The 13,035-nt window shown below is 37.1% G+C and carries 14 protein-coding genes; 3 read left to right on the top strand and 11 right to left on the bottom strand.

Annotated elements, in window-relative coordinates; translation table 11 throughout:
• The first annotated feature begins 130 nt into the window (after positions 1–130).
• On the top strand, positions 131–1,339 hold the full coding sequence (locus ABMA79_RS08290) for a PAS domain-containing protein (RefSeq protein ID WP_393091734.1): 1,209 nt from the start codon (positions 131–133) through the stop codon (positions 1,337–1,339).
• Here the strand turns inward: ABMA79_RS08290 and ABMA79_RS08285 are convergent.
• The 3 genes from ABMA79_RS08285 to ABMA79_RS08275 are packed head-to-tail and all read right to left on the bottom strand — an operon-like array spanning position 1,336 to position 3,537.
• Positions 1,336–2,202, bottom strand: coding sequence for an SDR family oxidoreductase (locus ABMA79_RS08285; RefSeq protein ID WP_393091732.1), 867 nt, complete (start codon positions 2,200–2,202; stop codon positions 1,336–1,338). The genes ABMA79_RS08290 and ABMA79_RS08285 overlap by 4 nt on opposite strands.
• Before the next feature lie 13 nt (positions 2,203–2,215).
• A complete protein-coding gene (gene ygiD / locus ABMA79_RS08280) occupies positions 2,216–2,995 on the bottom strand; it encodes a 4,5-DOPA dioxygenase extradiol (protein ID WP_393091730.1) in 780 nt (259 codons plus the stop codon).
• Positions 2,996–3,009: 14 nt separating this feature from the next.
• Positions 3,010–3,537 carry a YceI family protein gene (locus tag ABMA79_RS08275; protein ID WP_393091727.1) on the bottom strand — a complete coding sequence of 176 codons (528 nt, stop codon included), beginning with the start codon at positions 3,535–3,537 and terminating at the stop codon, positions 3,010–3,012.
• Positions 3,538–3,642: 105 nt separating this feature from the next.
• On the opposite strand from ABMA79_RS08275, the gene ABMA79_RS08270 reads away from it, so the two are divergent.
• Positions 3,643–4,518, top strand: a complete 876-nt coding sequence (locus ABMA79_RS08270) for a LysR family transcriptional regulator (RefSeq protein ID WP_393091724.1) — start codon at positions 3,643–3,645, stop codon at positions 4,516–4,518.
• On the opposite strand, the gene ABMA79_RS08265 is transcribed toward ABMA79_RS08270, so the two are convergent.
• Both ABMA79_RS08265 and ABMA79_RS08260 read right to left on the bottom strand, forming a co-directional pair.
• A complete protein-coding gene (locus ABMA79_RS08265) occupies positions 4,515–4,874 on the bottom strand; it encodes a hypothetical protein (protein WP_393057563.1) in 360 nt (119 codons plus the stop codon). The genes ABMA79_RS08270 and ABMA79_RS08265 overlap by 4 nt on opposite strands.
• On the bottom strand, positions 4,871–6,448 hold the full coding sequence (locus ABMA79_RS08260; RefSeq protein ID WP_393091721.1) for a Na/Pi cotransporter family protein: 1,578 nt from the start codon (positions 6,446–6,448) through the stop codon (positions 4,871–4,873). The genes ABMA79_RS08265 and ABMA79_RS08260 overlap by 4 nt, the downstream gene beginning before the upstream one ends.
• Before the next feature lie 271 nt (positions 6,449–6,719).
• Here ABMA79_RS08260 and ABMA79_RS08255 point away from each other — a divergent pair, with 271 nt between their 5' ends.
• Entirely contained in the window at positions 6,720–8,423 is a 1,704-nt protein-coding gene (locus tag ABMA79_RS08255; protein WP_393057559.1) for a transglutaminase-like domain-containing protein, read from the top strand.
• A gap of 19 nt (positions 8,424–8,442) precedes the next feature.
• Here the strand turns inward: ABMA79_RS08255 and ABMA79_RS08250 are convergent, their stop codons facing one another.
• The 6 genes from ABMA79_RS08250 to ABMA79_RS08225 are packed head-to-tail and all read right to left on the bottom strand — an operon-like array spanning position 8,443 to position 12,965.
• Positions 8,443–9,045 (bottom strand): HAD family hydrolase, encoded by a 603-nt coding sequence (locus ABMA79_RS08250; RefSeq protein WP_393091718.1) that lies wholly within the window; start codon positions 9,043–9,045, stop codon positions 8,443–8,445.
• A 53-nt stretch (positions 9,046–9,098) separates the two neighbouring features.
• Entirely contained in the window at positions 9,099–9,824 is a 726-nt protein-coding gene (locus ABMA79_RS08245) for a pirin family protein (protein ID WP_393091715.1), read from the bottom strand.
• A 56-nt stretch (positions 9,825–9,880) separates the two neighbouring features.
• Positions 9,881–10,186, bottom strand: coding sequence for a hypothetical protein (locus ABMA79_RS08240; protein WP_392859367.1), 306 nt, complete (start codon positions 10,184–10,186; stop codon positions 9,881–9,883).
• 1 nt (position 10,187) lies between these two features.
• A complete protein-coding gene (locus ABMA79_RS08235; protein ID WP_393091712.1) occupies positions 10,188–11,840 on the bottom strand; it encodes an AMP-binding protein in 1,653 nt (550 codons plus the stop codon).
• A gap of 17 nt (positions 11,841–11,857) precedes the next feature.
• Positions 11,858–12,379, bottom strand: a complete 522-nt coding sequence (locus ABMA79_RS08230) for a GNAT family N-acetyltransferase (protein ID WP_393091710.1) — start codon at positions 12,377–12,379, stop codon at positions 11,858–11,860.
• Positions 12,366–12,965 carry a TetR/AcrR family transcriptional regulator gene (locus ABMA79_RS08225; protein WP_392859358.1) on the bottom strand — a complete coding sequence of 200 codons (600 nt, stop codon included), beginning with the start codon at positions 12,963–12,965 and terminating at the stop codon, positions 12,366–12,368. The genes ABMA79_RS08230 and ABMA79_RS08225 overlap by 14 nt, the downstream gene beginning before the upstream one ends.
• Positions 12,966–13,035: the final 70 nt, after the last annotated feature.

Below are 13,035 nucleotides of genomic sequence, written 5' to 3'. Positions count from 1 at the left end.
TTGACGAGTTAAGATGGCAGTAATGTTAAGAGTTCAATAAAATCAACAGTTTATGACATATATCATGTTTTGTTCTTTTTTTTTATTCTAAACAGAAAATATTCATCATTTTTCAGAAAAGGGAGGATGCATGTCGAAGGAGAGAGAGAGTAACTTCGATTTTGATGAACTATTCTTTTCCAGGACCGATAAGCGAGGAGTTATCGCGTCTGGAAATTCAGTATTTCAACGAGTCAGTCAGTACGAGTGGGAAGAGATGCTTGGCAAACCCCACAAGGTGGTTAGACATCCGGAAATGCCTCGCGGGGTATTTTCATTACTTTGGGACACTATTGCCCAAGACAAGATGATCGGCGCCTATGTCAACAATCAAGCTAAAGATGGAAGCAATTATTGGGTCTTTGCCCTCGTCTCACCTATAGACGATGGCTACCTGTCAGTAAGACTAAAGCCTAGTAGTCATTTCTTTGAGATCGTGAAGGAAAAGTATATTGAGCTAGCTCAATTAGAAAAGCGTAAGAAACTTACACCGGCACAATCACAAGAAACTCTTCTAGCAATGATTAATGAGTTAGGCTTTGAGTCCTACGAGCACTTCATGATTGAGGCCCTCATGCAAGAGCTTGAATCAAGACAAAAAGCACTTGGAGAAGAGCCAATTGCAGAGCTTAACTTATTAAGAAAGGCCCTAGAATCCGGCTCATTTCTACAAGAGAAGTCAGAAGGTATATTTGAAGAATACAAGAAGACATCACTTGTGCCTATGAACCTAGAAGTTCAAGCTGCAAGGATTGGGGAAGAAGCAGCTTCAATGGCGACGATTTCTACTCAGTACGACAATCTTGCTAAAGAGATTCAAGACGAAATTAATAAGTTCATGGTCTCTGGAAAGCTTGTTCAAGAGAAAGTAAAGGATTGCCAATTCTTTGTTTGTAATTCAATTCTTCAAAGAGAGATTTACAACTTCTTTGAAAAAGAAACAAAGCCTTCACCAATTCAAAAGGCAAATGAGATGGGTATCTTGTCAATGTTACAAGAACAGCAGATTAAGAATGCCAAGACTAGCCTCATTGAAATTCAAACGGAGTTTAGTGAATTCAAAAGAGTGTGTAACGACGTGAAGAAGTTATCAATTGGCCTAGAGATGGTAAGTATCAGCGGAAAGATCGAAGCAGCAAGACTTAATAGAAATTCAGGAGAGCTTTCGGGACTTCTCGATCAATTGACTAACTTTAAAGACTCACTCAAGCAATCGTTAAAAGAGATAAACGATATCGGTAACGATTTAGTTCATCAGGTACTTAGCATGAATGAGTCTTTAGCAAATCAAAATAACTAAGACTGATAGCTTTCTTTAAAATCTTTAATTGATTTTGAGATAGGTATCGTTGGGCGTCCGATGAGACTTGATAATTGCTTTTGATTATCAAATAAGCCTCCTACGGACGCTCCTTTTTCAGAGTCTGCCAATAATTGTGCAAATCCTTCAGGGAGACCTCCCTGCATTAAAGCATTTTTGAAATCAGCTTCGCTTAGATTTTGAAATTGTATTTCTTTTCCAAATTCTTTACCTACAGCTTCTGCAAATTCAGATAAGGTAAATGCTTCATCCCCTGCTAATTCATAAATCTTTCCTTCATGACCTGTACCAGTTAGGACCTTCGCAGCGGCAAGAGCATAGTCCACACGTGCTGCAGTTGAAAGCTTGCCATCACCAGCACAACCAATAACAGCTGAATGTTCAATAATACTAGGTAATCCCATCATGTAGTTTTCAGAATACCAACCGTTACGAAGTATCGTCGTTGATATATTAAGGTCATTTAGCAAATCCTCCGTTTCAACATGCTCTTTCGCAAGCCCAAGTGGAGATGTATCTGCATGAAGAATACTAGTGTAAATAAGATGTTTAACTGAAGATTCCTTTACAGCATCAATAACATTCTTATGTTGAGGAAGTCTTTTACCAACCTCACTTGCAGATATTAATAAAAGCTTATTAATTCCTCTTAATGCTTCTTTCAATGAATCAGGCTTTTCATAATCACCATACCTTATTTGAACACCTTTTTTTGCAAATTGATCAAGTTTTTCAGTAGACCTTGCAATGGCCACTATTTCATTGGGATTAATCCCCTCATCTAAGAGTTGTTGAATAACTAATTGGCCTAGCTGACCAGATGCACCTGTTAATGCAATCATATATTTCTCCTTATTATCTAAAACTAAAGCTTCTCATTGAAATGGAAGCGTTTTGAATTCCTTCAAAATCAAACTTCAGGATGTCATTTTCATCTGAGGCCCCTATCACATATAAAAGAGGAAAATAGTGTTCAACTGAAGGAACACTCATCTTTCCAATATCCATGCTTTGAAAATCATTAATCAAATAATTAAACTCTCTATTGATAAGCTTCTCTTTGATAAGTTCATCATACTCTATGGCCCAATCAGCGACAGGAGCATCCTCACTCCAGCTTATTGTTTTTAGGTTATGAACAATATTTCCACTGCCTATAATGAGTACTCCTTGATTCCTCAAAACCTTCAGCTTCTTTCCTAGATCAAAGTGATACTGTGGAGGCTTCCTAATATCCAAACTCAACTGAAGAACGGGTATATTTGCTTTTGGAAACATAAACTTCAATAACGTCCATGTCCCGTGATCCAACCCCCAATTATCATGATCAAGCTTAACACTCTCACCAATAAGTTCGACAATCTCGTTAGCAAGATGAGGTGATCCCGGAGCGGGATATTCAATTTCATATAACTCTTTTGGAAAACCGTAAAAATCATGAATCGTTTTAGGTTTATCCATTGCTGTAATCCACGTTCCCTGTGTTTCCCAATGCGCAGATATCATTAGTATTGCTCTAGGCTTTGGCAGCTCTTTTCCTATTATTCTAAGTTGATCAGTAAATTCATTACTTGCAATTGCATTCATAGGAGAGCCATGTCCTAAGAATATCGCTGGAATCTTTTCTCTAGTCATGACTGCTCCGCCTACTACTTAGTAACGACTTTAAAAGTTAGTGTTACTGTATCTGAGATCATATTATCACCAAGGTTCTTAAAGAAACTTCCTGAACCATAAACCATATCAAACTCAGTACGATCAAAGGCAAGAACCCCAGAATAAATCTTTCCCTTTTTTGTCACAGGGATTGCGACAGCATTAGTCTTGCCTTTAATAGTTAGTTGTCCATAAAGCTGTCCGTTATCAATCTTATTTATCTTTAGCTTTGCAGTTGGGTACTTTTCAACATCAAAGAAATCACTACTTTTAATATGCGAAAGAAACTTTGCCTTCCACTCACCTTTTAAAGTTGCATCATCAATAGAGCTCATATCAGCGACGAAAATCCCTCTTCCATTATCTAAAGTGGCACTTTTCATTTTAATTGGCCCAGAGTGAAAATCTCCTGTGATTTTTGAACCTTTCCATACGAATGAACTTCTTGCTAAGTCAATATTATCGGCCATCGCTGTTAAAGAAGTTAAAATTAGTCCTAGAATTATAAATTTAGCTTTCATTTCTTTTCTCCTGATTTGTTTTGCTATATTCGTATTATGGAGAAAAAATGAGTGTTGCAACAGACCACAATAATGCAATATAATGTTCCATATAAGGAACACTGAATGGATCTAAATTTACTTAAGATATTTGAAAAAGTTGCTGAGGCAGGAAGCCTAACAAAAGCTTCTCTGGCGCTAGGTCACCCTAAATCCAAAATTAGTCGCGACCTCGTCAAGTTAGAAGATGAACTAGAACAGACTTTACTATCTCGCGGGCCAAGAGGAGTAACGTTAACAGAACAAGGCCTAGCTCTACTACAGTTGATTAAATCTCCACTAGAGTCTCTTGATGCATCTCTTCTAAAAATAAAGAGCCAAAAAGATGAGATGAAAGGCTTAATTAAATTAACCGCACCAGAGGATCTTTCACAGTCCCTCCTTACTAATATTGTTTGTGACTTCATGGATAAATACCCTGGTATACGAGTTGAACTTTTCTCTACAAATATCCTTATGGACTTCAAAGAGCATAAGTTAGATCTTGCCCTGCGTATTGGAAAATTAAAGGATTCATCACTGATTCAAAAGAAAGTCTGTGATATTGAAGTTGGCCTAGTCGCTAGCTCACAATATTTGAAAAGCTCTCCAAGAATTTCTAAATTAGCAGACCTTGAAAAACATCCGGTGGCAATCTTGACTGACCTTTATGGTAACCCTTTAAATAAGTCATGCTTTAAAGACCTCGTTCCTCAATTTGCAAGCAACTCATTCCCTATTTTAAAGGATTATGTAAAAAACAATAAGGGACCAGCAATGATCCCAAGTTTTTACTGTAAAAAAGAACTCGTTGAAAATGAATTCATCAAGATATTACCAAGCTATAAGTATTTAGCTAGAACACTCTTCTTACTTTCTAAGCCTTCAAAACATATTCCAAAACATGTGAAGATATTTAAAGAATACCTCTATGATAATTTAAAATATATTTTAGATAACTAATCTTTGGAACGAAATGATGAAGGAATAATATCGACACCTAGTCTCTCACCTAGCTTAACAACAAATGGAATTGTAAGTGGGGCAAAAGGAAGTACAAGTAAAACACCAACTCCTAGCCCTTTAATGACCTCAACAAATTGCTTATTGGCCTCTTTCATCTCTTCTTTAGAGGCACGTCCCTGAGTGTAGCGTCCATATATGGCAAACATCTCTTTTGTTTCAGTTCCTTCCTTTTCAAGGCCATCTCGAAGAATAATTAGAGATTTCCTCAGCCTAAACATAAGACCCTTTTTCTTAGAAGCAAAATAGATAAGAATATCAAGATATAGCTTTTCAATTTTCCTCAGCATATTCATGGTACGATTCGACCTTCTCTCAAGTGATAATAATTCATCAACTTATCTTTAAGTCTTTGAGAATAAGTAAGAAGGTGCATAATTGCGCCTGCATCATTTCGTTCAGGTTTTGCCATCAGTGTGAATACTTTCTTTCCAAAGCCTTCAAGGTTTCTTTGAAAGTCTTGTGATACTTTCTTTAGATCCTTATCTTTTTGACTATCACTTGAAATATAGTCGAAAACCGAAAGCGTGCTACTTGCGATCTCTCGCACAATCATCAGGACATCACTTTTGAGCTCAACATAGTTATTATCCATTGAAACTTTAACACTTGTAATATCCTTAACTGAGTCGTGCATCTGAAAGATATATTCATACATGGCCATGATATTTACGATGCGATCAATTTCTTCTTCATTATTGCACTTGGAAATGAACTTAGAAAAGAAGCCTAAAAGTTCGGCCTTAAGAAAGTCCATATATTCAATACGCTTCTTTGCCGCCTCATAAATACCTTTATAATTTGTTTCAATACTTAAGGTAATAAGGTTGTAGTTTTCTTGTACAAATTGAAAGGTCTTTTCGAGGTCATCCATTAAGTTTTCTTCAATCTCACTAAATTCTGATTCTTCTTTTAGGCCTAGAGCAATTCGTTCAAAATCCATTTTCCCTTCCCCAAGCATTCGATCGATTAGAGCAGTAAAAGGGTTTAAGAAAATAACAAAGATAAAACTCGTGGTGACGTTAAAGATGAGGTGAAAGTTTGCGAGCGCAATGGCCGGAATATCTGACATCAGAGGAAGGTGCTCCCTCCAAAAAATAACGATTGGAAGAAAGATTAACACTCCTCCTAAGTTAAAAAGAAAGTGAGCAAGGGCCGTCTTCTTTGCTGCAATATCCATACTAATAATAGAAATAAGGGCCGTAACGGTTGTTCCAAGATTTGACCCCATTAAAATCGGAATTGCATTATCAAGACTCATAAGCCCTTGTTGTGTGAAGATAATAGCTAAACCAGTTGTTACTGAACTTGATTGAACAATAGCGGTAATGACAGCACCAACGAGAACACCAAGAAGTGGATTATGGGCCTTTGTTAGAAACTCAATTAAGCGCGCATCCGTTTGAAGAGGAGCAAGGGCCGATGAGATTAGGTTTAAGCTAAAGAAGACGAAACCAAAATAGAAAAGTGTCTTTCCAAAGATAGCGTAGCGAGATCTCGTAAAAGAAAGGAGAAAACCAACGATAATAAAGACAGGAGCAAAGGCCGTCAGCTTAAAGGCAACTAATTGTGCCGTAACCGTTGTCCCAACATTAGCACCAAAAATTATCCCAACACTATTTTTAAAGGACATAACACCGGCATTTACCAAGCTAATTGCGATGACAGATGTTGCAGAGCTCGACTGAATGAAGGCCGTGATAATAGCTCCAATTAAAAGCCCTACGACGGGGTACATTGTTGCACTTCCGAGAAATTTTCGAAATTTTTCACCAGTAATATTTTGAACTTCTTTTGAGAAGTTCTCAAGGCCAAAGACAAAGAGTATTACACTCGATGTTGCGGCCAGAATAATTTGAAAATCCTTCATTAATAAACCTATGTCTAATATCAAAATGAATTATTGAGATAAATATAGCAGTAAAACCAGTATCATAAAATTATCATATTCTTTATTTGAATAAATCGTTAGTAATTTCAACAAGTTAGAAAAACAGGCCTTAATCTTTATTAATGAATGAACTTTGTACGGCCGCATGGATTATCAACACCGCTCTTAGGCCAACTAAATGATTATTCAAGAAAAATACTGGCACTCCCCTTGCATTAATATACAGAAATATTGAACGGAGCGATTTCAAATGAAGAAAATCTTTTTTCTAAGTCTACTTTTAAGTTTTAATACTCAAGCTGAGTTTAGCATAAGCGCCAATGGCTCAAATGTTGATATTAAAAAGCGCAAGTATCATACGAGACCGCTTATTCAAACTGAAGAATTCAATACATCATCTTATTGGGCAGATACCGTCAGAAGAACAACTGTTGTAAAATCAATTGTTGGTTGTCTAAGTGAGAATTGTGCCTATTTCAATGAAATGGATATGTCGGATATCTTTAAAGAGTCCGTTGCCCAATTTGGTAAAGAAGAAGGTGAAATGTATTTCACTAACGTTGTCGCGGGCCTAATCATTGGCTCTCCTGAAGTTAGAAGAGAGAATATCTATTCATCAGCAAAGCTTCTTTTAAGCTTTAATCAAAAGATGTACCTCGCCCATATTCTTGGGACAATTATGAATAATCACTATGATTTTGAACGTGATAAAGATGGCGTTGTAACAACAGAAGATATCTTTGAAGCAATCAGAAGTGGTACAAAGGCCGGTGTTTGTCGTGACATTGCCGTAACTCAGGCCAATGTCCTAAAGAAGTTAAATGTTGAAGACGTCTATGTTGTCGCTTACAACACAAGAAATGTAGGTCACGCTACAGTCGTTGTACAAGACCCAGGAAATAAAGATCGCATCATTAATTTCAACTACGGTGAAACCAGAATTAATGAGGGGCAAAGTGCGCAGAGCTTAGCACAAGATACAACCCTAGCTGACTTTGGAATTAATTATCGAATTTTTAATGCAGATGGAGAACCAGTTGACAGAGTTCCTAGTGAGGTTGGTTACTTACTAAATCAAGCAGTCGGTCTAGACATTGATATGGTCGCTCCTGGTGTCGAGTTTGATAATATCGATGTTATCTCGATGAATTATGAGAACGGGGCCATAAGAGCAAAGAGTTATTATGCAGAAACTGAAAATGGCCTAACAGCATCAGGTGTTGCCGCAACTCTAAAAAACCAAGGAAACAGAATTAAATTTGACGCTGGAATTGCGCTTCAAAGAGAACAAAAAAAATTAGAACATAGAGAGTTTGTTAAAGATAGCACTAGCTTTTACTTCGGTATGGATGCACGACTGAAGTCAGGAAAAGTCGACTTAGGTATTCTAAGAAATGTCTACGCGGACATAAAGTCACACGTAAGTATTACCGTTGGAAATGGAAAAATAAAAACTAAGAACTTCAAAACAGACGGAGAATTTAGCGACAGCCAAAATATGTTCTCTTCTTCCCTATATGCTGATTCGAGCTACATGGGAGTGAATTGGAAAGGTATCGTAACTGCCCACGCTTCTATTATGAAGGCCGATGTTAGAGAAGAAGGTAAATACACGATGGCCGTAATTGGTGGAACAATTAAAAATGAAATCAAAAGACAGATTATGGATGAGTATGGAGTAGGTATTCAAAATATCATCTATATTAGGCAAGAAGGTGCGACAGCGGACTATAGTATTACGCTCTACTCAGAAGATGGACGTCACTCATTTGAAGTTGGAATGAAGGCCCCACTATATGGAAGAACAGGATTCTGGGTGAAAGGAAACCAAAAGTCTACATATATAGCTGCACAAACAAAGATATTAAAAGACAGTTTAAAGTTAGGTATTAAATATATTAAAAAAGAAGATAAAGAAGCAACTTATAAATTTGAAGGTGAATATATCTTTTAATAAATAAAATAGTCACCTACTACAGGTGACTATTATTATCGATATAATCAATGATTTCATCTAAGTGGATATAGATATTTTTCTTGATCAACTTGGCCTTATTTAAAGTTCCTTCCTTAAAGTGAAATCCTGCAAGCCCTAATTGCCTTGCGGCTTCTACTTCTTTTAAGGATTCGGAAATATACAAACTAGGATAACGTCCCGTCTCATCTAGCGCCTTATTAAAAATATAAGGCGCAGGCTTTAGTTCATCATTACTCATAGGAATATAGATTTTTTCAAATACACTCCAGTCAAATTCTACTGAATCATTCCAATGTGCCCTTACATATTCCTTTAGCGTTGTAATCTTCTGTTCATAAGTCTCACCAAAAGATTCAGGAATATTTGAGATAATGGCCACATGAATGCCCATCCCTTTTAAAGCATGGATATACTCGAGAGAGCCTTCGTAGTAGTGATAATTCCCACTCTTTTTCGTGTTGATAATAGTATCCCCTAAATCAAAGAATACCCATCTTTGAAGACTCGTATCTTCATTTAGGTTTGATGCATAGTAACCAGCACCGGCAAAAGAGATTAAAGTAATAAGAATAAGTAGTACGATATTTTCTTTTTTCATACTTTATTTTAGCAAACAATTATATTAGTTTAACCTGATCAATGTCAGGGTTTTTAGTTATATTTTTCAACATCCATCGGTACCTCCATCACGAGAACCTCTGAGTCATCGAGTGACTTTAGTCCAATATTATTATCTGGATCGATCCCTAGCCCATCACGAGTTGATAATGTTAAGTCATTAACCCTTACTTCGCCATTTATAACAAAGAGATAGACACCATTTGATTTGATATACTTCTTATAAATTAAATTCTGCCCTTCTTCTAAGTTTGCTAATGAGAAAAAGGCATTTTGATTTATCGTCACAGAATTATCTCGGCCATCAGGGGAAACAATTAATTGAAACTCTCCTCTTCGCCCAGAGCCTTTGAAATATCTTTGAGAGTAAGAAGGCCTAATATTATGCTCTTTAGGCAGTACCCAAATTTGTAAGAAGTGTACCTCTTCTCGATCAGAGTTATTATATTCACTATGAGAAATTCCCGAACCAGCAGACATAACTTGGATCTCGCCTTTCTTTATAATGAAATCATTTCCAATAGTATCCTGATGGTGAAGAGAGCCCTTTAAAGGAATCGAAATGATCTCCATATTACGGTGGGGATGGGTATCAAAGCCTTCCCCTGGAGCAACGACATCGTCATTAATAACCCTAAGTGTGCCAAAGTGAATTCTTTCCGGGTCATAATAATTGGCAAAGCTGAAAGTATGATTACTCTTTAACCACCCATGTTCTGCGTAGCCACGCGAGTCCGCGCGGTGAAGTACATTCGTCATCATTCCTCCTACATTTTTGATATTATAGCGGTCCTCAATATCTCAATGTAGGTAAATTAAATTAAAATTTTAGTCGGAGGATCAAGTAAGAAGTCTAAAAGCAATTCAAGCTCTTTAGCAAGATCAGGTTCAACTTTAGTCCACTTCTTCTGGCTAACCTGAATTCGATCATAAAGCTCTGTTGCCTTCTTTTTTATTTTAAAGGTTGAGCCCTCTGAAATAGACTCAACCATTCTCCACTTTAATTCATCAAGGATATAGTAATACGTTTGTGGGCCATCATCTTTTTCCAACTCTTGGTCGATGACGGTAACAAGATCCCACCAATCATTTTTACGATACCTTCTTGAACTTGAGTACATCTTAACGTAACTCTCGGCGAAGTACCTTACCAACGTTATTCTTTGGAAGGTCATCGACAAATGCAATTTGCTTAGGAACTTTATATCCAGCTAAGTTCTTCTTTGCATAGGCCTTAATATCTTCTTCAGTTAAAGAGGCATTTGCTTTAACAACAAAGACCTTAACAACCTGTCCTGACTTTTCGCTATCAATTCCAATAGCAGCAACATCCTGAACCCCATCAAGCTCAAGAAGAACACCTTCGACCTCATTTGGATAAACATTAAATCCTGAAACAACAATCATATCTTTCTTACGATCTAATATTCTTAGAAAACCTTTTTCATCAATCGTTGCGTAATCACCAGTTTTAAGCCAACCATCTTTTGTAAAAGTCTTACTCGTCTCTTCAGGTTGATTCCAATAGCCCTTCATAACCTGAGGACCTTTTACACAAAGCTCCCCTTCTTCATTAAAGCCTAATTCATTCTCATCCCCGTCAATGATTTTAATATCAGTAGAAGGAAGAGGAAGCCCAATTGAACCAATTTCATCAGTCCCATCTGTAGGGTTACAACTAACAACTGGAGACGCTTCAGTAAGGCCATAACCCTCAATAACTCTTGTCTTCGTTACTTTCTCCCACTCTTGTTTCACAGCAGGTTTAAGGGCCATCCCACCAGCAACACTAAACCCAATAAAGCTTAAGTCATGCTTTCTAAATTCCTCATTTGCAAGTAGAGCTTGAAGAAGAGTGTTTACAACAATCATAACTTTAGGCTTATGAGTATAGACGTCCTTGATTAATGAATTAAGATCACGCGGATTTGTGACAAGTACATTTGTCATCCCCATCTTAAAGAACCCAAAGATATTAACTGATAAAGTGAAGACGTGATAAATTGGTAGTGGAGCTAGAATATTAGCGTGTTCCGTACCTAGGCCAGCATTGATCCAAACATCCATTTGTAACATATTAGCAATAATATTTCTGTGAGTTAGAATCGCGGCCTTAGTTTTCCCAGTCGTTCCACCAGTGTATTGGAAAAGAGCAGTATCTTCTCTTTCAATCGTTGGAAAAGTTGCACTCGCCCCTCTTCCTTTTGTAATAGCTTCATTAAGCGTTAAGTAAGTTCCTTTATAAGCAGGAATCATTTTCTTTACGTGCTTAATAACAAAATTTGTAAGCTTTCTCTTTACTAAAGGAAAGAAGTCACCGATTTCAGTTGTGATAATATGCTCAATCTTACTTCCTTCAATGGCCTCTTCTAAATTTGCCACAAAGTTCGAACAGATAACAATTGCTTTTGCCCCACTATCTTCAAGAACTTTTTTAACTTCTCTTGTTGTATAAAGTGGATTTGTATTAACAACAACTAGCCCCGCCTTGAATGCTCCAAAGAGAGCGACAGGATATTGAAGAAGGTTTGGCATCTGAATCATGATGACATCACCTTTCTTAAGCTTTAGATCTTTAATAAGATAGTTAGCAAATGCATCAGACTTCTCTCTTACCTCTTGATAAGTCATACTAGCATTCATATTGATAAATGCTTTTCTCGCCGAAAATTTTTCACAAGTCTCATCAATCATTTCAACAATATTATTATATTGATCAGGGTTGATTTCTGCTGCAGCATTCTTTGGGTAATTCTCTAACCATACTTTATTCATTTATATATCCTTTTTTCTTATAGCTTTAATCTTATATTCACAATTCCCATTGTTTCAGGCTCTATGACAACTTCGCCGCGGCTCTTTAGAAGCCCTAATACGGCGTGATTGCCAGTACTGGCCGTGCCATATATCTCTTTGATCTTGCGCTCTTTGGCGGCCTCAATTAAATGATCAATTAAAATTCCACCAAATCCCATACGATGATATTTATCAATCACTGTAACGGCGAATTCGGCCTTTGGTGAATGATCAGAGTCACGGTAGAATCTTGTGGAGCCTACCGGAAGCTCCCCCTCTTCACTTTGCTTCATAACCGTTAAGGCCACATGGTTAACATAATCAGGACAAGTAAATAACTCTAAGTCCTTTTTTGAGAGACTTTTCTTTGCCGCTAGAAAGCGACTACTCAATGTACGATGAGAGGCCATCTTAAAAGCTTCGATCAATTTTTCTTGATCTTTTTCACTTACACTTCGGATGACGTATTTCTCGCCACGATGCTCGAACTGTTTAAAGAAGTCTTTATTGTATTTCACAAGGGCTTCCAATGACACATGCTCGATTTAGCGTCTTTATAAATTGTTCCTTTAGAAGATCAAATTCTTTCTCATCTCTACCACGGCCAATCCACGAGTGAACAAGCTCTCTGGCCGCACCAAATAAAATGGCATCAAGTATATGGCGATCAACAATTCTAATATTTTCAAGCTCGGCCTGTTTTGTGAGGACTTCATAAATTCTTGTGGATAGAATTTCATACTCACTCACTAAGAGTTCACGAATTTCTTGAAAGCCAGACATTGTCGCCTTCCAAAAGAAATCACTCTCCCTGACTTCATTCTTATGCCAACCAAAGTAGATGCATACCAAATCATTTAGAGTTTGTTCTATCGACTTTGCACTACTGGCAGCGACAAAGGCCCTATTTCTAATCTTAGATGAAAGCTTTATAAAGAGAGACTTATAAATATCTTCGATACCACCAGGGAAATGATAATAAAAAGTTCCAGTTGAAAGCCCGGTGTGTTTCTTAAGCTTAGAAACCGAAATATCTAAAATGGCCTCTTCATTTAAAAGCTCTAAGACACCTTCAAAGATGGCCTCTTTTGAATCCTGTTTCACAATCACTCCATTTGTAGACAAGTTGTCTAGACGTGTACTCTAGAATATGCCACAGCAGAACATAAGACTC

This window comes from Halobacteriovorax sp. HFRX-2_2 (assembly GCF_043196705.1).
GTDB lineage: Bacteria > Bdellovibrionota > Bacteriovoracia > Bacteriovoracales > Bacteriovoracaceae > Halobacteriovorax_A.
The sequence above is the reverse complement of the archived record's forward strand: the minus strand, read 5'-3'. Positions and strand labels throughout refer to the sequence as shown.

Bases quoted from the DNA above. Each gene is read 5' to 3' on its own strand.
- ABMA79_RS08285 (WP_393091732.1), bottom strand. From the start codon at position 2,202: ATGATTGCATTAACAGGTGCATCTGGTCAGCTAGGCCAATTAGTTATT.
- ABMA79_RS08270 (WP_393091724.1), top strand. From the start codon at position 3,643: ATGGATCTAAATTTACTTAAGATATTTGAAAAAGTTGCTGAGGCAGGA.
- ABMA79_RS08240 (WP_392859367.1), bottom strand. From the start codon at position 10,186: ATGTACTCAAGTTCAAGAAGGTATCGTAAAAATGATTGGTGGGATCTT.
- ABMA79_RS08290 (WP_393091734.1), top strand. From the start codon at position 131: ATGTCGAAGGAGAGAGAGAGTAACTTCGATTTTGATGAACTATTCTTT.
- ABMA79_RS08250 (WP_393091718.1), bottom strand. From the start codon at position 9,045: ATGAAAAAAGAAAATATCGTACTACTTATTCTTATTACTTTAATCTCT.
- ABMA79_RS08275 (WP_393091727.1), bottom strand. From the start codon at position 3,537: ATGAAAGCTAAATTTATAATTCTAGGACTAATTTTAACTTCTTTAACA.
- ABMA79_RS08265 (WP_393057563.1), bottom strand. From the start codon at position 4,874: ATGAATATGCTGAGGAAAATTGAAAAGCTATATCTTGATATTCTTATC.
- ABMA79_RS08255 (WP_393057559.1), top strand. From the start codon at position 6,720: ATGAAGAAAATCTTTTTTCTAAGTCTACTTTTAAGTTTTAATACTCAA.
- ABMA79_RS08235 (WP_393091712.1), bottom strand. From the start codon at position 11,840: ATGAATAAAGTATGGTTAGAGAATTACCCAAAGAATGCTGCAGCAGAA.
- ABMA79_RS08260 (WP_393091721.1), bottom strand. From the start codon at position 6,448: ATGAAGGATTTTCAAATTATTCTGGCCGCAACATCGAGTGTAATACTC.
- ygiD (WP_393091730.1), bottom strand. From the start codon at position 2,995: ATGACTAGAGAAAAGATTCCAGCGATATTCTTAGGACATGGCTCTCCT.
- ABMA79_RS08245 (WP_393091715.1), bottom strand. From the start codon at position 9,824: ATGACGAATGTACTTCACCGCGCGGACTCGCGTGGCTACGCAGAACAT.